The organism is Paraburkholderia sp. SOS3 (genome assembly GCF_001922345.1).
In the GTDB taxonomy this organism is placed as follows: Bacteria; Pseudomonadota; Gammaproteobacteria; order Burkholderiales; family Burkholderiaceae; genus Paraburkholderia.
In genome coordinates this window covers 3469198-3491410 of the sequence record NZ_CP018811.1, presented here as the reverse complement: position 1 = coordinate 3491410, position 22213 = coordinate 3469198, and the positions used below count along the sequence as shown (strand labels likewise).

Genomic DNA, 22213 nt, shown 5'->3' with positions numbered 1-22213 from the left:
AGACGCCAGGCGCCAGGCGAAACGAAGGGGCGCAGCGATCACCGATCCGGCGCCCCTTTTTCATCGTGCAGGGAGGAGACAGACATGAGCTACACGGCACCCGTCAACGACATGCTGTTCGTGATGAAGGAACTGGCCGGACTCGACGACATCGCCGCATTGCCCGGCTATGAAGACGCGAATGCCGACACCGCGCGGTCAGTGCTCGACGAATCGGCGAAGTTTTGCGGCGAAGTCCTCGCGCCGCTCAATGTCGAAGGCGATCGCAATCCGAGCACATGGCGCGATGGCAACGTCACGACGACGCCCGGTTTCGGCGACGCGTTTCGCCTGTTCACCGCCGGCGGCTGGCAAAGCCTCCAGCATCCGCCCGAATACGAAGGCCAGGGCCTGCCGAAGCTGATCGCCACACCTTGCCTTGAAATGCTGAACGCGTCGAACCTGTCGTTCGCGCTATGTCCGATGCTGACCGACGGCGCGATCGAAGCGCTGCTGACCGCGGGCAGCGAAGCGCAGAAGCAGGCCTACGTACCGAAGCTGCTGTCGGGTGTCTGGACCGGCACGATGAATCTCACGGAACCGCAGGCGGGCTCCGACCTCGCGCTCGTGCGCACGCGCGCCGAGCCGCAGCAGGACGGCAGCTACAAGCTGTTCGGTACGAAGATCTTCATTACGTGGGGCGAGCACGATATGGCGGACAACATCGTCCATCTCGTGCTCGCGCGCACGCCCGATGCGCCCGCGGGCGTGAAGGGCATATCGCTTTTCATCGTGCCGAAGTTCGTCGGCGGCACGGACGGCGCTAATGGGCAGGCCCGCACCCGCAACGACGTGCATTGCGTGTCGATCGAGCACAAGCTCGGCATCAAGGCGAGTCCGACCGCTGTTCTCCAGTTCGGCGACCACGGCGGCGCCACCGGCTATCTGATCGGCGAAGCGAATCGCGGCCTCGAGTACATGTTCATCATGATGAACGCCGCGCGTTTCGCGGTCGGCGTGCAGGGCATCGCGATCTCGGACCGTGCGTATCAGAAGGCCGTCGCATACGCGAAAGAGCGCGTGCAGAGCCGCCCGGTAGACGGCTCGTCGAAAGAGGCGGTCGCGATCATCCATCATCCGGACGTGCGCCGCATGCTCGCGACGATGCGCGCGCTGACCGAAGCGTCGCGTGCGCTCGCCTATGTCGCGGCGGCGCATTGCGATCTCGCGCGCCGGCATCGGGATGCGGCGGCGCGCGCGGATCATCAGGCGATCTACGAATACCTCGTGCCGATCGTGAAGGGCTGGAGCACCGAGCTGTCGCTCGAGGTGACGAGCCTGGGCGTGCAGGTGCACGGCGGCATGGGCTTCATCGAAGAAACGGGCGCCGCGCAGTACTACCGCGACGCGCGCATCCTGCCGATCTACGAAGGCACGACCGCGATTCAGGCGAACGACCTCGTCGGCCGCAAGACGCTGCGCGATAACGGCGCGGTCGCGCAGCAGCTGCTCGCGCAGATTGCGCAAACGATCGATGCGCTCGGCGCGCAGCGCGGCCCGGCATTCGAATCGATGCGTCAGCAACTTTCGCATGCGCATCATGCGTTGCAGGCAGCGGTGAATTTCGTGGTCTGGAATGCGAAGAACGATCCGAACGCGGTGTTCGCGGGCAGCGTGCCGTATCTGAAACTCGCGGGCATCGTGCTCGGCGGCTGGCAGATGGCGCGTGCGATGCTCGTCGCCGCACGCAAGCGCGACGAAGATTCCTCGTTCTTCGAGGCGAAGATCGCCACCGCGCAGTTCTATGCCGAGCATGTGTTGCCGCAGGCAGCGGCGCTCGAAACGTCGATCGTCAGCGCGCGAGGCGGCGAGGGTGTGCTCGGGCTTTCAGCCGATCAGTTCTGATCGGAAGTGGGCGTGGCTGCCCGCGCGGCAACGGGCCAGGCTGACAAAAAGACGGCGTCTCGCATGCAAACGAGGTGCCGTCTTTTCATTGCGCTTGCGCGGCCGGCCGCGCAAACGAAGCGCTGCGCGTGTCGTCGCGCCGCTTACGCGTAAGCCGGGCGCGGCGTGCTGCCGAACTCGCGCGCGTAGCGATGCACGGAAAGATCGTTTGACTGGATCGCAGGCTTGCGGCCCGAAATCAGATCGGCAAGCAATTGGCCTGAACCGCAGGACATGGTCCAGCCGAGCGTGCCGTGACCGGTGTTCGTGAACAGGTTCGAAATCGGCGTGCGGCCGACGATCGGCGTGCCGTCCGGCGTCATCGGGCGCAGGCCGGTCCAGAACGTCGCCTTCGAGGTGTCGCCGCCGCCGGGGAACAGGTCGTTCACGCACATCTCGAGCGTTTCGCGGCGCGCGTTCCTGAGCTGCTTGTCGAAGCCGACGATCTCGGCCATGCCGCCGACGCGGATCCGGTCGTCGAAACGCGTGATCGCGATCTTGTACGTTTCGTCGAGCACGGTCGACACCGGAGCGGCCGCGGCATCGACGACGGGCGCGGTGATCGAATAGCCCTTCAGCGGATAGACAGGAAGCTTGATCAGATTGGCGAGGAACTGCGTCGAGTAAGAGCCTAGCGCGACGACGAACGCGTCGGCATGCACGGTTTGCGTGCCGCATTTCACGCCGCCGATGCGGCCGCCGTCCATCAGCAGCGCGTCGATCGGCGTGTTGAAACGAAAGCGCACGCCGATCTGTTCGGCGAGCGCGGCAAGGCGCGTGGTGAACAACTGGCAGTCGCCCGTTTCGTCGCCGGGCAGGCGCAGGCCGCCGGTCAGCTTGTGCGCGGTGGCGGCGAGCGCCGGCTCGGCGCGCGCGAGATCGGACGGCATCAGCAGTTCGTACGGGACGTTCGCTTCTTCGAGCACCGCGACGTCCTTGGCCGCGCCGTCGAGCTGTTGTTGCGTGCGGAACAGTTGCAGTGTGCCGCCGGTGCGGCCTTCGTAGCGGATGCCCGTCTCGGCGCGCAGCGCCTGCAGGCAATCGCGGCTGTATTCGGCGAGGCGCACCATGCGCGACTTGTTGAGCGCATAGCGCTCGGACGTGCAGTTGCGCAGCATCTGCCACATCCATTGCAGCTGGAATGGCGTGCCGTCCAGACGGATGGCGAGCGGCGCGTGCTTCTGGAACATCCACTTGACGGCTTTCATCGGCACACCGGGCGCGGCCCACGGCGACGCATAGCCGGGCGAGATCTGCCCCGCATTGGCAAAGCTCGTTTCGAGCGCCGGGCCCGCTTCGCGATCGATCACCGTGACCTCGTGGCCCGCGCGGGCAAGATAATAAGCACTCGTCACGCCGACGACGCCGCTGCCTAAGACGACTACACGCATTGCTCGACTCCCAGTAGTTTTCGAGGCACGCCGCGTCTTCATGCTGTGTGTCGATTCGCTGATTCGCCCGAAATTCAGGCTGACAGCGGAATAACAAGGTGACACGCGGAGTGTCCAGTGTTAACCGCTATACTATTAACGTCGATGCAGGTTTTGTTATCGTATTTTTTCGAATTTCAGTAATAAACAGACGTCAAGAGACCTTAGCGATGAGAACGCAGCGTCAGCCGGTCCGCGCGCTCGACAAGATCGATCGCAAGATTCTGAAAGTGTTGCAGCTTGACGGCCGCATCGCGATGAAGGATCTGGCCGAACAGGTGGGGCTGTCGGTCACGCCATGCATCGAGCGCGTCAAGCGCATGGAGCGCGACGGCGTGATCACCGGGTATTTCGCGCGGGTCAATCCTGCGGAACTCGGCGCGGCGCTGCTCGTATTCGTCGAAATCACGCTCGATCACAAAAGCGGCAACATGTTCGATCAGTTCCGGCGCGAGGTGCAGAAGATTCCGGAAGTGCTCGAATGCCACCTCGTGTCGGGCGACTTCGACTATCTGATCAAGGCGCGCATCGGCGAAATGGCCGACTACCGGAAGCTGCTCGGCGACATTCTGCTGCAACTGCCCGGCGCGGTGCAGTCGAAAAGCTATGTGGTGATGGAGGAGATCAAGGAGACGCTGACGATTGCCGTGGGCGATTGATCGATTGATCGGCTCAGCCGGGCCCCTTGCTTGCCGGTTCGATTGGCGGTGCGTGTGTGGTTGCTCGACAAACAGCGTAAACACTGTATATTTATACAGGTATTCGCGCGCTATTTGACGTACACCTGTGAACAACGCCGACCCCGATTCTTATCCTTCGCACGCCGCTGCTGGCGCTTCGTCTGAGGTCTCTTCGTCCGATGCTTCGGGCGATCTGTCGTATGAATATCCGGTTGCGCCGCCGGTGCCGCGCAAGGGCCGCGGCGCAGTGACGAATCTGCAAGGCCGCTACGAAGTGGATCAGCGCGAAGCCGTCGACGACGGCTGGACCGCGTATGCCGAGCGAAGAGAGGAGGACGAAGCTCCGGCGCTGCGCACTCACGTGTTCGACGAATACGCGAAGACCATCCTCACACGTAACGCGTCGCCCGATATCCCGTTCAGCGTGTCGCTCAATCCGTATCGCGGCTGCGAGCACGGCTGCATCTATTGTTTCGCACGTCCGACGCACGCGTATCTCGGGTTGTCACCGGGGCTCGATTTCGAAAGCCGGATCTACGCGAAGGTCAATGCGCCGGAACTGCTCGCGCGCGAGCTTTCGAAGAAGAACTATGTGCCGGAACCGATCGCGCTCGGCGTCAATACCGACGCGTGGCAACCGGTCGAGCGCGATCTGCGGTTGACGCGGCGCGTCATCGAGGTGCTGCACGAGCGTCATCATCCGTTTGCGGCCATCACGAAGTCGTCGCTGATCGAGCGCGAACTCGATCTGCTCGCGCCGATGGCCGAGCGCGGCCAGGTGATGGCCGCAATCACGATCACGACGCTCGATGCCGATATCGCGCGCACGCTTGAACCGCGCGCAGCAACCCCTTCGCGGCGTCTGCGCACGATTCGCACGCTCGTCGACGCCGGCGTGCCGGTCGGCGTGAGCATCGCGCCGATCATTCCGTTCGTCACCGAACCCGATATGGAACGCGTGCTCGAAGCGTGCGCCGAAGCGGGCGCAACGAGCGCGAGCTATATCGTGTTGCGTTTGCCCTGGGAAGTCGCGCCGCTCTTCAAGGACTGGCTCGCCGCGCATTTCCCGGACCGCGCGGATCGCGTGATGAGCCGTGTGCGCGATATGCGCGGCGGCAAGGACTACGATTCGTCGTTTGCGCACCGGATGAAAGGCGAGGGGCTGTGGGCCGATTTGCTGAAGCAGCGTTTTGCGAACGCGACGCGGCGCTTGGGGCTGAATGCGCGGCAGCACGGCATTCTCGATATGTCGCAGTTTCGCCGGGTCGAGCCGCCGCCGCGGCCGGCGGGCGATGACGGACAACTCGATCTGTTCTAGGCGAGGGCGGGTGGGGCGGCTAAGGCGGCTAAGGCGCGGCGACTATTGCGAAATCGACTTCGCGGCGTCGACCTGCGATTCGAAGTAGGTCTGAAACGTTATTGCGAGGCCTGTCATCAGCAGGAACGCACCGACCAGCAGCGAAAAGATCACGACGAAGACGACCGTCCAGCCGGACTCGCTGTCGCGCCCGGTGTGCGCATTGAACTGCGCATCCCATTTCTCGTCGGGGCGCAGTCCGTAGACGATCGCCGCCAGAAACGCGGCAAGCAGCGAGATCGCGCCCGGCACGACGAGCACCCAGCCGGGTATCGATGCACGTTCGGTCGCCATCAGCAGCAGGACGCCCGGTATGCCGATCAGCGTGCCGATAATGTGGGCCCAGCCGAACAGGTCGCGCGCGCCGTACAGATAGAAACGGTGCGCGCCGAGCGAGCCGAAGAAAAACGCGAGCGCGGCGGTCAGGGTTTTGGAACGAAAACGCGCGGGATGCGAAGCAGCAGTCGACATGAAAGTAAGCGGCAAGGTGACGGGCGGCGCGGCCCGAGAACGGATCAGCAAGCGCGTGGAGCGCCGACGCGCATTCTACGCCGCGCGCCTCGTGCCGGTCAGGTGGCGTGGTGACGCGGCCCGAACCGGCAGCAGGCCCCGACGTCGTAGGCTTGCGCACCGTGGGCCTCGCCATGAGACCGTCGGCAGACCTTCGACGTGCCCGCTGGGCGGCCGCGCAGGCGTCCCTCTGCCGATCGCGTTGTTATTCCGCACCGGCCAATCGCGCGGCGTGCTCGGTTTGTGCCGGTAAGTGTTTGTTATGGCTTTGCTTTCCGGCTATAATCGCGTGTTTCAGTAGTTCCGAACCCGGTTTTCAAGGACTTTAAGTATGGTCATCATCCGCTTGGCTCGTGGCGGCTCGAAGAAGCGCCCGTTCTACAACATCGTCGCTACCGACTCGCGTAACCGCCGTGACGGCCGTTTCATCGAGCGCATCGGTTTCTACAACCCGGTCGCAACGAAGGGCGAAGCACTGCGCATCGCGCAAGACCGCCTGACCCACTGGCAAAGCGTGGGCGCGCAACTGTCGGAAACGGTGCAGCGTCTCGTGAAGGAAGCGCAAAAGGCGCAACCGGCTGCTTGATGTGGCCGCAGTAAATGTGGCGGCAGTAGTGAGCATCGGCCGTCGGCCACGCACCGTGTGTGGGCTGTCCGATGCTTCGGTTTCAAGGGTGTCGAGACCGGTGTCGATAAGGAGGCCGGCTGATGTCCGCGCGTGATTCAGACAGTCCGGGTCGCGCGAAAGCGTCATCAGGCGCGTCGTTTGGGGTGTTTGCCCGCAAGCCTGGTAAGCCGGGCGCGGCGACAGGTGTGAAAAGCGCCGCGGCTGCCGGGCCCGCTGAACATCAGCAGGTCATGCAGACTGAAACGGCCGAAAGCTGGCCGGACGACGCGATCGAAGTCGGCGCCATCGTCGACGCGTACGGTCTCAAAGGCTGGGTCAAGCTCGCTGCGCACGCGGGCGGCGGGCAGGGCGGCGACGCGCTGCTGAACGCGAAACGCTGGTGGCTGCTGAAAGTGCCGCAACAAGGCCAGCTGCAAGGTAAAACACCGGGCAAAACGCCGGGCCAAATCCCAGGCCATGCGCGAGTGCAAGACCGCAAGTCGGCGCCGGTCGGGCAGTCGAAAGTGCACGGCGACAGCATTGTCGCGCAGCTGGGCGGCCTCGCGGATCGCGACGAAGCGCTGCTGCTGCGTGGCTATCGCGTCTATGTGCGCCGCAGCGATTTTCCGGCGCTCGAAGCCGACGAGTACTACTGGGTGGATCTGCTCGGTCTCGACGTCGTCAACGAGGCGGGTGTCGAGCTGGGCAAGGTGGCCGACATGATCGACAACGGCGCGCAGTCGGTGTTGCGCATCGAATACGGGACCACCGGTAAAGACGGCAAGCCGGCTGTTGGCGAGCGGCTCATTCCGTTTGTCGGGGTCTATGTGAAGACGGTGGATCAGGCGGCGAAGCGCATCATCGTCGACTGGGAAGCTGATTACTGAATGATTCGCTGAAGGGGAGAGCGATGCAGTTCGACGTCGTCACGCTCTTTCCGGACATGTTTCGCGCGCTGACCGATTGGGGTATCACGAGCCGCGCGGTCAAGCAGCAGCGCTTCGGGTTGCGTACGTGGAATCCCCGCGATTTCACGACCGACAATTACCGCACGGTCGACGATCGCCCATACGGCGGCGGCCCTGGCATGGTGATGCTCGCGAGGCCGCTCGAAGACGCGATCGGCGCGGCAAAAGCGGCGCAGGCGGAGCAAGGCATGACCGGCTCGCGCGTGGTGATGATGTCGCCGCAAGGCAGGACGCTCGATCACGGCAGCGTGATGCGCTTCGCGGCGCAACCGGGCCTGATCCTGTTGTGCGGACGGTATGAGGCGATCGACCAGCGGCTTATCGAGCGTTGCGTCGACGAAGAAGTGAGCCTCGGCGACTTCGTGCTGTCCGGCGGGGAGATCCCCGCCATGGCATTGATGGACGCCGTGGTGCGGCAGTTGCCGGGCGTGCTCAACGATGCGCAGTCGGCAGTGCAGGATAGTTTCGTCGATGGTTTGCTCGACTGTCCGCACTACACGCGGCCCGAGGAGTATCAGGGCGTGCGGGTGCCCGATGTGCTGCTTGGCGGCCATCATGCGGAAATCGAGCTGTGGCGCAGGCGCGAAGCGCTGCGCAATACGTTCGAGAAGCGGCCCGATCTGATCGCGCGGGCGCGTACGAACAGGTTGTTGAGCCGTGCCGATGAGGCATGGCTTGCAAGTCTCGCGAAACAAGCATCGAAGGCCTGAGCACGGCTCTTTAGAGTGGTGGCGGGCCGGCGGCGCGAGTCGCGGGACATAGGCGGGGCCGTTCATGCGTGAACGGTTCCAGTGGTGAACCCATCCTCTATCGGGGCCGTCGCCGAACGTCGCAGCACTATTGCACGCAAGGCAGGTACGAACGCCGACAAGATGGCATAAGGAGTCAATCGTGAATCTGATTCAAAAACTCGAGCAGGAAGAAATCGAGCGTGCGCTCGCTGGCAAGACCATTCCCGAATTCGCCCCCGGCGATACGGTGATCGTCAACGTGAACGTCGTCGAAGGTACCCGCAAGCGTGTTCAGGCGTACGAAGGCGTCGTGATCGCGAAGCGCAACCGTGGTCTGAACTCGTCGTTCATCGTCCGCAAGATCTCGTCGGGCGAAGGCGTCGAGCGTACGTTCCAGACGTACTCGCCGCTGCTCGCGAGCATCGTCGTGAAGCGTCGTGGCGACGTGCGTCGTGCAAAGCTGTACTACCTGCGCGAGCGTTCGGGCAAGTCGGCGCGGATCAAGGAAAAGCTCGTGTCGAAAGACCGCGCTGCCCAGGAGTAAGAGCTGTAAGAAAAAGCACCCACCCCGGGTGCTTTTTTTCTGAGTGGTTCAAAATAGCGGCGTATCCCATTTCACCCGCTACCGGGGTTGCCATTGTCCCGTCCCGTCCGTCCTCCTCGTCCAGTCTTCGAGCCCGAATCCCTGCCTGTCGAATCGACCGGCGCCGATCTGCCTGCGGTTACACCTGAACGCCTGAGCGCGGACGGCCTGCGTGCGCGCTTCGACCAGCAGTTGCGCTGGGAGCCCGAGCCTCGCGAAATACTCTGGCGCGACGATCTCGACCCACGCGTTGCCGCGGTGCTGATTCCGCTCGTCGTGCGCGATTCCGACATCACCGTGCTGCTGACGCAGCGCGCGGACCATCTGAGCGATCATGCGGGGCAGGTAAGCTTCCCCGGGGGCCGCCGCGAGCCGACCGATGCCGACACGATCGCCACCGCATTGCGCGAGGCGCAGGAGGAAGTGAGCCTCGACCCGGACCGCGTCGAAGTGCTGGGCGCGCTGCCCGACTATCTGACGAGCACCGGCTTTCGCGTAACGCCCGTGGTCGGCCTCGTGCACCCGCCGTTCACCGTTCACGCCGATACGCTCGAGGTTGCCGATATCTTCGAGGTGCCGCTCGGGTTTCTGATGAACCCGGCGAACCATCAGGTGCGCGTGTTGCGTTGGGAGCACGGCGAGCGTCGCTTTTTTGCCATGCCTTATCCGCGTGGCGATCGAAGCGAGACCGGCGGCCATTACTTCATCTGGGGTGCAACAGCCGGCATGTTGCGCAATTTCTATCGCTTTCTCGCCGCATGATGGCTGGCACGGCAAGAGGCGCGCGCAAGCGTTGCGTTCACGACGTTGTCGCTTTGTAATCGCAGCCCCATCGTACCTATTCGACCCTGTGCTATCTTACGGATCGAACGCAAAGGTCGGATGTAAAACCCGGCAAAGCCCGGCAAAACTCGCAATAACTCGAATAGCACGGCGCATCGCATGACTTTTTTTTCCGTATTGCTCGCTCTGATTCTCGAACAGGTCCGTGCACTGTCGCCGAGCAATCCGATCGCGTCGCTGCTTCAATACCATGCGGAATCGACCGCGCATGGCTTCGATGCCGGCAAGGAAAGACATGGCGTGCTCGCGTGGCTCGTCGTCGTGTTGCCGTGGACGCTTGCCGTTGGCCTCGTCTATTTCGTGCTTTACCAGATTCACTTCGTTCTGGCGTTCTTGTGGAACGTCGTGATCGTCTATTTCACGCTCGGTTTCCGGCAGTTCAGCCACTATTTCACCGACATCCATCTCGCGCTCAATAACGACGACGTGCCGCGCGCGCGCGAGATTCTCAACGAATGGACCGGCATCGACACGGTCGATATGCCGGTCAGCGAGATCGTCCGTCATACGCTGATTCACGCGGTCGTGGCTTCGCATCGGCATGTATTCGGCGTGTTCTTCTGGTTTCTCGTGCCGATCGGTCCGGCTGGCGCCGTCTTATATCGCGTGGCCGAGTATCTCGCGCGCGCGTGGTCGCAGCCGGTCGAGGAGCGTACGACCGCGTTCTCGACGTTCGCGCAGCGCGCGTTCTTCGTGATCGACTGGATACCGGCACGCTTGACGTCGCTGGGCTTTGCGATTGTCGGTAATTTCGAGGATGCAATCTACGCGTGGCGCAATCATGCGCGGCAATGGCCCGATCCGAACGACGGCGTGCTGCTCGCGGCCGGTAGCGGTGCGCTCGGCGCGCGTCTGTCGGGGCCGCTCGCGGAAATCTCGAGCGTCGATGCGCTCGCAACCGGCGAGGGCGGACCGATGTCGGTCGGCGACGACTGCACGCCGCGCACGCTGCAATCGGCCGTGGGCCTCGTATGGCGCGCCGTGATCCTGTGGATGATCCTGCTGCTGATGCTGACGATCGCAGTGTGGTTGTCGTGAGCTCGAGCCCGGACACTCGACGCCGCGGCCGGCGCATCCTCGACGGCGGCTCAAGCGGCTCAAGCGGCCTTGCGCTATAGCGGCCACGGCATCGCTACCGCCGCGGCCGGTCATCACTCGTCCAGCGGATTACGCGGCGTCCCGCACTGCCAGCACACCGTGAACTGCGCTTCGAGCGTTTCACCGCAGTGACTGCAGCGCCACCCTGGCGTGCCGGCCGCCGGTCCGCGCGCAGCCGCATCGATCAACCGTCGCGCCAGCGCTTCGTCGCGTTCGTCGACGAGCCACAACTCGGGCGCGCACTGCTCGGCCGGAATATCGCCTAACGCGCCGTTCAGATAGCGGTTATGCAGCTCACATGCGATTCCCGCAGTGGCAAGCAGATTGACCCAGTGCTGGCCAATCAGCAGGTTCGGCGCGCGCAGCAGCTTGATCATCGATCAGCGCACCACCTGGCTTGCCTCGTGCACGAGCTGCGCATAAAGCGCGTGACGCTCGCGCGCAATGCGGCCGTCGGCGACTGCCTCGAGAATCGCGCAGCCCGGTTCGTGCAGATGATGGCAGTTGTAGAACCGGCAATTCGCGAGCAGAGGCCGGAATTCGGGAAACGCGCGTTCAAGCTTGCCTTCGGTCAGATGATGGAGGCCGAATTCCTGGAAGCCGGGCGAGTCGATCAGCGCGCCGGCGCCGCCGTGATCGTGCTCCTGAGCGGAATCGGCGAGAGGGTACAGGCGCGTGAATGTCGTCGTATGCCGGCCGCTATTGAGCGCAGTCGAAATCTCGCGCGTCGCGGCTTCGGCATCGGGCACGATCAGGTTCACGAGCGTCGATTTGCCCATCCCCGACTGCCCCAGCAACAGCGTCGCATGGCCGTGCAGATGCTCGATCAACGTGGCACGCGCGGCGTCCGGCAGCGTTCTGATCGACATTTCGAGCACCGTATAGCCGAGCGTTCGATACAGCGCGAGACGTTGACGCGCAAGCGGCAGTGCGCCCTCGACATCGGTTTTGTTCAACACGATGAGCGGCTTCAGTTCGTTCGCTTCGGCTGCGACGAGCGCCCGGCCGAGCAGGTCTTCGCTGAAATGCGGCTCGGTCGCGAGCACGATCAGCAACTGATCGAGGTTCGCGGCAAAGAGCTTCGACTTGTATTGATCGGAGCGGTACAGCAGATTGCGACGCTCGCCGATTTCGACGATCACGCCCTGGTCCGCGGACGTCATCTCATACACGACATGATCGCCGACCGCCACCTCGCTGCGCTTGCCGCGCGGAAAGCACTGGAGCATCGCACCGCCGCCCGACGGCGCGACGATGTAATGACGCCCATGGGCGGCGATCACGAGTCCGCTCGCGCGGCCTGCGGGCCACGCGTCTGCCGCACCTCGCGTATCCAGGGAGCCTTTGGCGCCGCGTCTGGCCGGACGGCCGCTCATGCGTGCTGCAGCAGCCGGTCGATGCGCTGCGACGCGGGCGGATGCGAGTAATAGAACGCGGTGTAAAGCGGATCGGGCGTGAGCGTCGACGCGTTGTCCTCATACAGCTTCACGAGCGCGCTGACGAGGTCCTTCGCATCGGTCTGCGAGGCTGCGAACGCATCGGCTTCGAACTCGTGCTTGCGCGAACTGAGGCTGCCAAGCGGTGTAACGAAGAACAGGAACACGGGCACCGCGAGAAAGAACAGCACGAGGGCGAGCCCATCGTTGCTGCCTGACAGCGACGGCCGCACGCCGAGCCCTTCATAGAACCAGACGCGCTGCGACAGCCAGCCGAGCAGCGCGAGCATTGCAAGGCTCAGGGCGAACGTGACGACCATTCGCTTGATCACATGGCGGCGCTTGAAATGCCCGAGTTCATGCGCGAGCACCGCTTCGATTTCGCTGCCCGAGAGGCGCGCGAGCAGCGTATCGAAGAACACGATGCGCTTGGCGGCGCCAAACCCCGTGAAGTACGCGTTGCCATGCGCCGAGCGGCGGCTGCCGTCCATCACGAAGAGGCCCTTGGCGGCGAAGCCGCAACGCTTCATCAGCGCTTCGATGCGGCTTTTCAGCGCTTCGTCCTTCAGCGGTTCGAACTTGTTGAAGATCGGCGCGATCAGCGTCGGATACAGCACGAGCACAAGCATCTGGAACGCGACCCAGACGATCCACGTCCACAGCCACCAGAGGCTGCCTGCCTGGTCCATCAGCCACAGCACGACGAACAGCAGCGGCAGGCCGAACGCGGCGCCGAGCAGCACGCCCTTGACGCGATCGGCGAAGAAGATGCGCTTCGTCATCCGGTTGAAGCCGAAGCGTTCCTCGACGCTGAACTGCCGGTAGTAATCGAACGGCAGGTCGATGATGCCGGTGATCGCGACGACCGCCGCGACGAGCACAATCTGGCCGATAAAGCCGCGCCCGAGCCAGCCGGAAATGCCGAAATCGAGCGCCTCTACGCCGCCCAACAGCGTGAGGCCGATCAGCACGGCCGCGCTGACGACGATCTCCGCCATCGTGAGCCGCGTACGTTCGACCGTGTAGTCGGCGGCGCGCTGATGCGCGGTGAGGGGAATCTTCGCGGCGAACTGCGGCGGCACATCGGCGCGATGCGCGGCGACGAAGCGGATCTGGCGCGACGCAAGCCACAGCTTCGTCACGACCATCGCCAGAACGGCGATCACGAACAGAATGGAGAAGTACACAATGGGCATCCGGAAGTCCGTGGTAACTATGCGACAATTATAGGGTTGTTCGTGCCGGCGGGCGCCTTCCACGTAGGCCGTATAGGGCAACCGGAACGGCCCGCTCGAGGGCCGACCCAGGTACCAACCCAGGTACCAACCCGAAAGGCCACCCCACACTACCCCGCCGGATTCTCACCTGAGCCGATCTCCGATGACCGACATCCTCAATTCCACCGCCGCACCGCTGGCATCGCTTGCGCGCAGCGAAATGAACCTCATCTGGCTCGACATGGAAATGACCGGGCTCGATCCGGACAACGACCGCATTATCGAAATCGCCGTCGTCGTCACGAATTCGCAGCTCGACAAGGTGGTCGAAGGCCCAGTGCTCGCCATCCATCAAAGCGACGAAACGCTCGGCAAGATGGACGAGTGGAATCGCAATACGCACGGTCGTTCGGGCCTGATCGACCGCGTGCGCGCATCCACTGTCGACGAAGCCGCCGCCACCGCGCAGATTCGCGCGTTTCTCGGCGAATATGTGCCGCCCGGCAAATCGCCGATGTGCGGCAACTCGATTTGCCAGGACCGCCGCTTCATGGCGCGCTGGATGCCGGAACTCGAAGCGTTCTTCCATTACCGGAACCTCGACGTCAGCACGCTGAAAGAACTGTGCCGGCGCTGGCAGCCCGCGATCTACAAAGGGTTTCAGAAGCGCGCGATGCATACTGCGCTCGCCGATATCCACGAATCGATCGACGAATTGCGCTACTACCGCCAGCATTTCCTGATTCCGGAAGCCAGTATGCCGATGACGGACGCACCGGCGAAATGAGCCGGAAGTGGCCTGGAAGCGAGCCTGGAAGCGAGCCGCGAAGCACGCCGCGTAGTGACCTGAAGCAACCGCAACGCTGCCCGCCTGCGTGAAAGGCGCGCTGCGACGAGCAGCAGGCGCCTTCACCTGCGCGTTACCTTCAGCGCGGCGCGCGCACCGCATTCTTCGGCCGGAACGCCGCGACCACGGCCGCATTCGTCTCGATGTACGGGCCGCCGATCAGGTCGATGCAATAGGGCACCGCGGCAAAGATGCCCGGCACTTTCACCTTTCCATCGGCGTCGCGCAAACCCTCGAGCGTCTCCCGAATCGACTTCGGCTGCCCCGGCAGGTTCACGATCAGCGCCGCGCGCGCGGGCGTTTCGCGGATCACCGCGACCTGTCGCGACAGGATCGCGGTCGGCACGAAGTTCAGGCTGATCTGACGCATCTGTTCGCCGAACCCCGGCATTTCCTTCGTTCCCGCCGCGAGCGTCGCCTCGGGCGTCACGTCGCGCCGCGACGGGCCCGTGCCGCCGGTCGTCAGCACGAGGTCGCAGCCGGCTTCGTCGACGAGTTCGATCAAGGTCGACGTGATGGTCGGCGCATCGTCCTGGATCAGGCGCGTGATGCTGCGCCACGGCGAGCTCAGGGCGCCGCCGAGCCATTCCTCGAGCGACGGGATGCCTTTGTCTTCATAGACGCCGGTGCTTGCGCGGTCGCTGATCGAAACGAGGCCGACGATCAGCTCGTCGGGGTGGCTGCGGGTGGGGCCAGGCGCGGGCTGAGTTGCAGGGTCAACTGCGGGGTCAGCCGCGGGGTTAACTGCGTGAGTCGTCATCGTCGTCTTCCTCGACGTCGGAATCGTTATCGGTATCTGAACTGCCGCCCATCTGCACGCCGCCGGCCAGCTTGATCCACTGGAACAGTTCGCGGAAGTAGCGCGGCGGCTTGCCGAGCTGCGCTTCCTTGCGCGCGTTGCGGATCAGCGTGCGGCCTTCCTGCGGATCCGCCGACGGGTATTGGCGGATGAACTCGGTCAGCGCGGCATCGTTGGCGAGCAGCGCCTCGCGCGTGCGTTCGATCCAGTGCAGCTTCGCGGTTTCGGCGCGATTCGCGCCGTTGTAAGTATCGAGCGCACTGCGCAAAGCAGCCGTTTCTTCGTCGGCGAGCGAGCGCATCACTCGTCCGACGTATTGAAGCTGGCGGCGCTTGCCTTCGTGGTCGGTGATGCGGCGCGCCTCGCGGACCGCTTCGTCGAGCGCTTCTGGCATCGGCATGCGCTTGAGCGCGTCTTTCGGCAGTTCGACGAGCGCGGCGCCGAGTGTCTGCAGCGCATGCATCTCGCGCTTCAGTTGCGATTTGCTCGGGCGGTCGTAGCCGTGGTCGTCATCGGCGGCGTCCGCGCCCGACATAGGTTGAATACGGGTTTTGCGTGTCATGCCCGATATTGTAACGTGCGCGTTTCAGGGCATCTGCATGGAAACCGCGGGCGCATGCGACGAACCCGCTGCAAAGCCCAGGTGAGTCCGCGCGGACCTTGTTATGATCGCGTGATGCGCGCTGACATGTACCCGTAACACGGCAAGCGTCAATCCTGGCAACCGCTGGACCTGGCAACTGCGCTGGCGACACGGCCGGCAATAGCGCCGGTAATACCGCTGCCAATAGCGTCAAGCACATGCGTCAGGCACATGCGTCAGGCACGCGCACGCACGCGACATCATGCGCAACCCAGCGCGTCACCGCCACCCGGGTCCTGCCCGGCGCGAGCGCGGTACGCCAATCGAGGACGGCAATCACAATGGCAGCAGATATCGAAACCGAAGCCCGGCAGCGTTTTTTCCCGCATACGCAGGACGAGCTCAAGCAGATCGCATCGGACATTCTTCGCCACGCGAAGTCGCTCGGCGCAAGCGATGCGGCGACCGAAATTTCCGAAGGCGACGGCCTGTCCGTCTCGGTGCGGCGCGGCGAGGTCGAAACGATCGAGCACAACCGCGACAAGATGGTCGGCGTGACGGTGTTTATCGGCAACAAGCGCGGCAATGCGAGCACCTCCGATTTTTCGCCCGAAGCGCTGAAAGACACGGTGACCGCCGCGTACAACATCGCGCGCTTCACGGCCGAGGACGACTGCGCAGGTCTCGCTGAAGACGAACTGCTCGAAAAGGCGCCGCAGGATCTCGATCTCTATCACCCGTGGAATCTGTCCGCCGACGAAGCGGTCGAGATCGCACGCCGTGCCGAAGATGCCGCGTTTGCCACCGACGCGCAGATCCGCAATTCCGAAGGCGCGAGCGTCTCGGCGCAGCATTCGCAGTTCGTGCTCGGCACGTCTCGCGGCTTTCTCGCTGGCTATCCGTACTCGCGGCACTACGTCGCGTGCGCGCCGATCGCGGGCAGCGGCCGCAACATGCAGCGCGACGACTGGTATACGTCCAGGCGCAGCGCCACCGAACTCGCAGACCCGGAGGCGGTCGGCCGTTATGCGGCCGAACGCGCGCTCGCGCGCATCGGCGCGCGCGGCCTCGATACGCGCAAGGTGCCGGTGCTGTTCGAAGCGCCGCTCGCGGCCGGGCTGCTCGGCGCCTTCGTGCAGGCGACGAGCGGCGGCGCGCTCTATCGCAAGACGACATTTCTCGTCGACAGCCTCGGCCAGCCGGTGTTCGCGCCGCATGTGCAGATCGTCGAAGACCCGCATGTGCCGCGTGCGATGGGCAGCGCGCCGTTCGACGAAGAGGGCGTGCGCACGCGGCAGCGCTCGGTCGTGAAGGATGGCGTGGTCGAAGGCTATTTCCTGTCTACCTATTCGGCGCGCAAGCTCGGCATGCCGACCACCGGCAATGCGGGCGGCTCGCACAACATCTCGCTGAAAAGTTCGCTCACGCAGCCCGACGACGATTTCGAAGCGATGCTGAAGAAGCTCGGCACGGGTTTGCTGTTGACCGAACTGATGGGGCAGGGCGTCAATTACGTGACCGGCGATTATTCGCGCGGTGCGTCGGGCTTTTGGGTCGAGAACGGCAAGATCCAGTATCCGGTCGAAGAGATCACGGTGGCGAGCACGCTGCAGGAGATGTTCCGCCATATCGTCGCAATCGGCGCCGATACGATCGTGCGCGGTACGAAGCAAACGGGCTCGGTGCTGATCGAGCGGATGACGGTCGCGGGGCAGTGAGACGTCGCGGCGGCCAGCCGCCGGACCGGCGGGCCAGCCGCTAAAGCGCCATCGCAAGTCCGCCGCCGAAGACCATCGCCACGCTGCGCACGCCTGCGCTGCGTGGCGATTTCCATTTCTAGCGCTGGTTTTTGCGGCGATAAGTGACGAACGCGTAGTCGAACGCGTTCGGCGGATTCGCGTGGTGCGCTTCGCGCGACACTTCTTCCCATTCGCGCGGGTCGGGCGCCGGGAAGGTCGTATCGCCTTCGAAGTCTGCGGCGATTTCCGTGACGATCAGTCGGTGCGCCTCGCGCAAGCCGTCTTCATAAAGCTGCGCGCCGCCGATCAGAAATGCTTCGGGTGCCTGATCCTGCGCGGCGAGTTCGAGCGCGGCCGCGAGGCTCGTTACCGTATCGCAGCCGTCGTAGCGACGCGCCGCATCGCGCGACACGACGATATTGCGGCGGCCCGGCAACACGCGGCCGATCGATTCGTGCGTCTTGCGGCCCATGACGATCGGCGCGCCCATCGTCGTGCGCTTGAAGAAAGCGAGGTCTTCGGGAAGCCGCCAGGGCAACTGGTTATCGCGGCCGATCACGCCGTTGCGGGCGCGAGCGACGATCAGGGTCAGCGTCGTCATGGGAAGAGGCGAGAAAATCGGTTCGCAGCGATTCTACCCGACGCGCGCGCACGCGCCTCGCCGGTTCCGCTGTTCGCGCGGCGAGGCAAGAAAACGCGCTCACTCTCGCACGTCGCTTTCCCCCGGAAACATACCCTTGTCGTCGCCGTTCGTGGAATCGCGCAAACCATGCGAACCCATGAGCCGATACAACGTGACGCGCGAAATGCCGAGATCCGCGGCCGCCTCGTTCAAGCGATGCCGATGCCTTAGCAGCGCAGCCTCGATCGCACGCTTTTCCGCCGCTTCACGGGCCTGCGCGAGCGAGATCGTCTGCTGCGCGCTGTAGTTCGCGAGATCGAGATCGTCGGCCGAAATCAGCTTGGTCTCCGCCATCACGATCGCGCGCCGCACGCGGTTGATCAGTTCGCGCACATTGCCCGGCCAGTTGTAGTTGTACATCGCTTCGATCGCCGACGGCGTGAAGCCGCGAATCTTGCGCGCGCTGTCGCATTTGAACTTGTGCAGGATGTGATGCGCGAGAATTTCGATGTCCTTGCCGCGTGTGCGCAGCGGCGGTTCGTCGACGCGCAGCACGCACAGACGGTGAAACAGGTCCGCGCGGAAGCGTCCTTCGCGCATCGCGTCTTCGAGGTCGACGTGCGTCGCCGAAATAATGCGCACATCGACGGCAATCGATTCATGCCCGCCGAGGCGCTCGATCTTGCCTTCCTGCAGGAAGCGCAACAGGCTCGCTTGGCTTTCCATCGGCAGGTCGCCGATTTCGTCGAGGAACAGCGTGCCGCCGCTGGCCGCTTCGACGCGCCCGATCTTGCGCTGATTCGCGCCGGTAAAGGCGCCGCGTTCGTAGCCGAACAGTTCGGACTGCAACAGGTGATGCGGAATCGCGCCGCAGTTGATGGCGACGAACGGCGCATTGCGGCGCGGCGAACGCTCGTGAATCGCGACCGCGGTCAGTTCCTTGCCAGTGCCCGATTCGCCGGAGATGAACACCGGTGCGTCGGTGTTCGCCACCTTGCGGATCGTGCGGAACAACGCCTGCATCGCATCGCAGGTGCCGACCATCTCGTCATCCTCGTGCGCGACATCGGCGGGCACGTCGGCATCGTATAGCGTGACCATGCCGAACGCGTGGCCGACCAGATAATCGATCGTTGCGTGCGCCACCGGCATCTTCACGTAATCGAAACAGTAGTGGCGGATCAGGCGCCGCACCTCCGCGTCCGCGAGCCGCTCCGTGTTCGCGAGCGCGATCCAGCCGACCTGCTGCTGGCGCAGGCTCGCTTCGAGCGACGCGAGGTCGCGTAGCGCGAAGCTCGCCATATCGACGATGCCCGCGCAGGCGGCGTCCGGCTTCAGCAGCCGGCCGGTCTCATGCGCGGAGCGCGCGGTCAGCACAGACCAGCCGCGGCTCTTCAGATGCGCGACGAGCGTGTCGTCGGGCGTGCGTGCGACATAGAGCAGCGTGCGCTCGTTGCGCGCGCTCGCGCCTGTCGTATCGGCGGCTCGCGCATCTTGCGCGACGGGCGCGCCCGTCGAGGGCGGCGCAGTGCGCGCGGCCGAGAGGGGCGGGCGGCCCGGCGCGACTTTCGGCACGGAAGTCAGATGAGAGGGTTCACGCACGATCAGCCTCGTCTCGATGACACATCAGAAAGTGTAGGGAAAGCGCAATCCGACCACGAAGTTCGGTGCATCGGGCGTCATGCCGATCGACACCGTGCCGTTGATCGTCAGGTGCTTGTTGACGACATGGTTCAAACCGAAATTGAGCACGGCCGCAGTCGTTTCGCTGCCGGGCACGTCCTGGTAGCTCCCGCCCGGCGCCTTCGTCTTCGACGACGGCTCGAGTGCGAGCGTGTACGAGATGCTCGCCGAGTCCTTGTCGGAAAACGCGAGCGCGACACCGCCGCCGATCTGCACGATGTCGCCGAGCTTCACGGTCGCCGGTTGCGTTTGCCCCTGTACCGACGAGATATCCGCGAAAGAACGCGCGACGTTATACGTGTACGAGAGGCTTCCAAACAGCACGATCGGGTCGTACGTCTTCAGTACCGACAAACCGGCCGTTATATTCCAGAAACCTGTGCCGGTCGGCAGCTCCGACGGTGCGACGAGATTCGTGTTGTCGGGCGTCAGCTGCACGACCTTGATGCCGAACGGCGAGGTGCCGGTCGGCGCTTTTACGCGCAGGCTGCCGACCACATCCGGAATAGTGTTGGTCTCCTTGAGCAACTGATAGTAAATGCCGAAGTTGACGTCGCCGATCGCATGCGAGTTCACCGACGCATCGGAAAGCGTGCTCGCCGAACCGCCCGCGCCGCCGACGATAAACGTGCTGTGACGATAGACATACGGCACATCGACGTCGACGCTGATGCGGTCGGTCAGGCCATAGCGGACGTCGAGGTCCGACATCACCTGATGCGATTTCGTTTCGCCGAGGTTGATGTTGCCGAGGAAGATTGCATCGAGCGCAAGAAAGCCTGACAGCTGCAACTGGCGGCGGTCGTAGTACGTGTCGCTGATGCCCCAGTCGAGCGTGAGCTTGTGATCGAAGAGCGGCGCATGCTCGCGCTGCACGACGGCCTCTTCCGCCTGCGTGCGCACCGGTTCAGCGGCTTTCTGCGTCGTGCCGATCGCGCCGCCGGGGGCGACCGGCGCACCGGGCGCAGTCGAACCGGTCGCGCTCGATCCTTCTGGCGCCGGCGGATTGACCGGCACACCGGTCGCGGTGCTGCTGCCCTGGCCGCCGGGTATCGGTGCGCCCGGCGTCACCTGCGCAAGCGGCGGCAACGGCATCGGCAAGCCGTCGGCGCCTGGTTGTTCGGCCACCGCCGTCGAGCCGGGCGCGCCGTATCCCGGTGCGCCGCGGCCGCGCTGCGCCATTTCCAGATTCGTCATCTGGCGCTCGAGCGATTGAATTTGCCGCTGCTGCTCGTCGACGACGCGCATCAGCTGATTGAGCCGCTCTTCCATCGATTGACTGGCAATGGCCTGAGCGGCCGCCCCCTGTGCCCATGCAAACATCACTGCTGCAGCCGGAATGGCCGCGAGAGCAAGACGCGGCCTCCTGGTCTTTGTATCGGCAATCATGTTTTTTATTCCCCCGGTCAAGCAGGCCGCGCGTCGCTGTTGTTATGCCTCGCGCGGACCTCGTCCCCTGTCTTTCATTGCTGCCTTGTGTCATGCGGTGCGGGTGGCGGCCCGCCGCTGTCTCCCTTGTTTCCCCCGTTGTTGCTTACCGCTTGGTCTCGCTGCTGGTCTCCTGCCTTGCCTTCTTGCTTTCTTGCCTTCTGCCAGACGTCCCCCGTTATCCGCTGCCGCTGCCTGCCGCTGCCTGGCGCTGCCTGGCGCTACCTGCCGCGCACCGCGCTCTGCCGCACTGCGCTTCGCGTTAGCGTCTTGCATTGATCGCGTTCTGCAGCGCCTGAAGCACACCGGCCTGCCGTAGCGACGCCGACGACATCTGCGCGGTCTGCAACTGCAGTTGCAACTGGTTCGCGACCTGCTGGTTATTGCCTGCGATCTGCAGCATCTGCGCAATCGATCCGGCCTGACCCCCGCCCGGCGCGATCGTTTGCGTCGCCATGCCGGCAGGCGTCTGCAGCGCGACGCTCACGCCGCCGTTGCCGAACGTGATGCCCGCCCTGATCGTGCCGTTCGCGTTCGATGCGCTCGCACGCGTCGCGCCATTGCCGCTTGCGGACGGCAGCGCGTTGCCGGTGAAATCGATCTGCGCCGCGTTCATGCCGATGTTGCTGTTGCCTGCCACCTGCGTAACCTGAGAAACGCCGTTTACGGCGATCCGCTGGCCGCCGTCGACCTGCGCGGACCGATCCGCGCCGCTGTCGCGCCCGCTGCCGTTCACGACGCGCGCCGTCGAGTTGACTGTCGCACTCATCTGGTTGGCCGCGTTTTGCGCGACTGCGAGCGAACCTTGTGCGATCGCGCTTGCGCCGTTCGGCAGATTCCATTGCGACAACAGGTTCAGCACGAAGCCGGAGATCATCTGCCCATTCGCAAACTTGCCGGTCTGACTTGCGAGCACGTCGTCGCCGACGGGCTGCCATCTGATCGTCTCCAGACCGCCATCGCGTGCCGAATCGCGTGCCGACAGAAACGCGGGCATCGGTGCTGTCCCGTCTGCTTGCGCTGCGTACGCAGTGCTCGCTGCCGCGAGCGCTGCGGTCGTGATGGCGGCGCTCGCTACGGTTGCGAGCAACGCACGATTGCTGATTGAGAGTTCGCGCTTCATGATGGG

Annotated in this window: 22 protein-coding genes; 11 read left to right on the top strand and 11 right to left on the bottom strand. The window is 64.2% G+C overall.

Annotated features, from left to right (window positions below; all coding sequences use genetic code 11):
* The first annotated feature begins 84 nt into the window (after window positions 1-84).
* Window positions 85-1884, top strand: coding sequence for an acyl-CoA dehydrogenase (locus BTO02_RS15605; protein WP_075157798.1), 1800 nt, complete (start codon window positions 85-87; stop codon window positions 1882-1884).
* Between the two features lie 143 nt (window positions 1885-2027).
* Here the strand turns inward: BTO02_RS15605 and BTO02_RS15600 are convergent, their stop codons facing one another.
* A complete protein-coding gene (locus BTO02_RS15600) occupies window positions 2028-3356 on the bottom strand; it encodes a D-amino acid dehydrogenase (RefSeq protein WP_075157797.1) in 1329 nt (442 codons plus the stop codon).
* A 167-nt stretch (window positions 3357-3523) separates the two neighbouring features.
* Here BTO02_RS15600 and BTO02_RS15595 point away from each other — a divergent pair, with 167 nt between their 5' ends.
* Both BTO02_RS15595 and BTO02_RS15590 read left to right on the top strand, forming a co-directional pair.
* Window positions 3524-4012 carry an Lrp/AsnC ligand binding domain-containing protein gene (locus BTO02_RS15595; RefSeq protein ID WP_075157796.1) on the top strand — a complete coding sequence of 163 codons (489 nt, stop codon included), beginning with the start codon at window positions 3524-3526 and terminating at the stop codon, window positions 4010-4012.
* Window positions 4013-4226: 214 nt separating this feature from the next.
* Entirely contained in the window at window positions 4227-5351 is a 1125-nt protein-coding gene (locus tag BTO02_RS15590) for a PA0069 family radical SAM protein (RefSeq protein ID WP_075158909.1), read from the top strand.
* A 42-nt stretch (window positions 5352-5393) separates the two neighbouring features.
* Here BTO02_RS15590 and BTO02_RS15585 read toward each other — a convergent pair whose 3' ends face one another.
* Window positions 5394-5861, bottom strand: coding sequence for an NINE protein (locus BTO02_RS15585; protein WP_075157795.1), 468 nt, complete (start codon window positions 5859-5861; stop codon window positions 5394-5396).
* Between the two features lie 370 nt (window positions 5862-6231).
* Between BTO02_RS15585 and rpsP the strand changes: the two genes are divergently transcribed.
* The 6 genes from rpsP to BTO02_RS15555 all read left to right on the top strand — a co-directional run bounded on the left by rpsP (window position 6232) and on the right by BTO02_RS15555 (window position 10670).
* Entirely contained in the window at window positions 6232-6486 is a 255-nt protein-coding gene (rpsP, locus tag BTO02_RS15580) for a 30S ribosomal protein S16 (protein WP_075157794.1), read from the top strand.
* A gap of 122 nt (window positions 6487-6608) precedes the next feature.
* Window positions 6609-7394 (top strand): ribosome maturation factor RimM, encoded by a 786-nt coding sequence (gene rimM, locus BTO02_RS15575; protein ID WP_075157793.1) that lies wholly within the window; start codon window positions 6609-6611, stop codon window positions 7392-7394.
* Window positions 7395-7417: 23 nt separating this feature from the next.
* Window positions 7418-8185, top strand: coding sequence for a tRNA (guanosine(37)-N1)-methyltransferase TrmD (gene trmD, locus BTO02_RS15570; RefSeq protein WP_075157792.1), 768 nt, complete (start codon window positions 7418-7420; stop codon window positions 8183-8185).
* Between the two features lie 181 nt (window positions 8186-8366).
* Window positions 8367-8750 (top strand): 50S ribosomal protein L19, encoded by a 384-nt coding sequence (gene rplS / locus BTO02_RS15565; protein ID WP_075157791.1) that lies wholly within the window; start codon window positions 8367-8369, stop codon window positions 8748-8750.
* A gap of 93 nt (window positions 8751-8843) precedes the next feature.
* Window positions 8844-9551 (top strand): CoA pyrophosphatase, encoded by a 708-nt coding sequence (locus BTO02_RS15560; protein ID WP_075157790.1) that lies wholly within the window; start codon window positions 8844-8846, stop codon window positions 9549-9551.
* Window positions 9552-9731: 180 nt separating this feature from the next.
* A complete protein-coding gene (locus BTO02_RS15555; RefSeq protein ID WP_075157789.1) occupies window positions 9732-10670 on the top strand; it encodes a CobD/CbiB family protein in 939 nt (312 codons plus the stop codon).
* Between the two features lie 113 nt (window positions 10671-10783).
* Here BTO02_RS15555 and BTO02_RS15550 read toward each other — a convergent pair whose 3' ends face one another.
* The 3 genes from BTO02_RS15550 to BTO02_RS15540 are packed head-to-tail and all read right to left on the bottom strand — an operon-like array spanning window position 10784 to window position 13362.
* A complete protein-coding gene (locus BTO02_RS15550) occupies window positions 10784-11104 on the bottom strand; it encodes a putative signal transducing protein (RefSeq protein WP_075158908.1) in 321 nt (106 codons plus the stop codon).
* A gap of 6 nt (window positions 11105-11110) precedes the next feature.
* The gene (rsgA, locus tag BTO02_RS15545; RefSeq protein ID WP_075157788.1) at window positions 11111-12106 is read right to left on the bottom strand and encodes a ribosome small subunit-dependent GTPase A; all 996 of its coding nucleotides are present in this window, start codon (window positions 12104-12106) and stop codon (window positions 11111-11113) included.
* On the bottom strand, window positions 12103-13362 hold the full coding sequence (locus tag BTO02_RS15540) for a M48 family metallopeptidase (RefSeq protein ID WP_075157787.1): 1260 nt from the start codon (window positions 13360-13362) through the stop codon (window positions 12103-12105). The genes rsgA and BTO02_RS15540 overlap by 4 nt, the downstream gene beginning before the upstream one ends.
* Window positions 13363-13546: 184 nt before the next feature.
* On the opposite strand from BTO02_RS15540, the gene orn reads away from it, so the two are divergent.
* Window positions 13547-14170, top strand: a complete 624-nt coding sequence (gene orn / locus BTO02_RS15535) for an oligoribonuclease (protein WP_075157786.1) — start codon at window positions 13547-13549, stop codon at window positions 14168-14170.
* Window positions 14171-14309: 139 nt separating this feature from the next.
* On the opposite strand, the gene mog is transcribed toward orn, so the two are convergent.
* Window positions 14310-14990 carry a molybdopterin adenylyltransferase gene (mog, locus tag BTO02_RS15530; protein WP_232243372.1) on the bottom strand — a complete coding sequence of 227 codons (681 nt, stop codon included), beginning with the start codon at window positions 14988-14990 and terminating at the stop codon, window positions 14310-14312.
* Window positions 14971-15591 (bottom strand): ribosome biogenesis factor YjgA, encoded by a 621-nt coding sequence (yjgA, locus tag BTO02_RS15525; protein ID WP_075157785.1) that lies wholly within the window; start codon window positions 15589-15591, stop codon window positions 14971-14973. Before yjgA ends, mog begins: the two co-directional genes overlap by 20 nt.
* 362 nt (window positions 15592-15953) lie before the next feature.
* Here yjgA and pmbA point away from each other — a divergent pair, with 362 nt between their 5' ends.
* Complete coding sequence (pmbA, locus tag BTO02_RS15520; protein ID WP_075157784.1) at window positions 15954-17330, top strand: metalloprotease PmbA; 1377 nt, start codon at window positions 15954-15956, stop codon at window positions 17328-17330.
* Between the two features lie 118 nt (window positions 17331-17448).
* On the opposite strand, the gene BTO02_RS15515 is transcribed toward pmbA, so the two are convergent.
* The 4 genes from BTO02_RS15515 to BTO02_RS15500 form a co-directional block, all read right to left on the bottom strand.
* Window positions 17449-17952 carry a dihydrofolate reductase gene (locus tag BTO02_RS15515; RefSeq protein WP_075157783.1) on the bottom strand — a complete coding sequence of 168 codons (504 nt, stop codon included), beginning with the start codon at window positions 17950-17952 and terminating at the stop codon, window positions 17449-17451.
* Between the two features lie 99 nt (window positions 17953-18051).
* Window positions 18052-19575 (bottom strand): sigma-54-dependent transcriptional regulator, encoded by a 1524-nt coding sequence (locus BTO02_RS15510; RefSeq protein ID WP_075157782.1) that lies wholly within the window; start codon window positions 19573-19575, stop codon window positions 18052-18054.
* Window positions 19576-19599: 24 nt separating this feature from the next.
* Window positions 19600-21045 (bottom strand): hypothetical protein, encoded by a 1446-nt coding sequence (locus BTO02_RS15505; protein ID WP_075157781.1) that lies wholly within the window; start codon window positions 21043-21045, stop codon window positions 19600-19602.
* 301 nt (window positions 21046-21346) lie between these two features.
* Window positions 21347-22207, bottom strand: coding sequence for a peptidase C39 (locus tag BTO02_RS15500; RefSeq protein WP_442953425.1), 861 nt, complete (start codon window positions 22205-22207; stop codon window positions 21347-21349).
* Window positions 22208-22213: the final 6 nt, after the last annotated feature.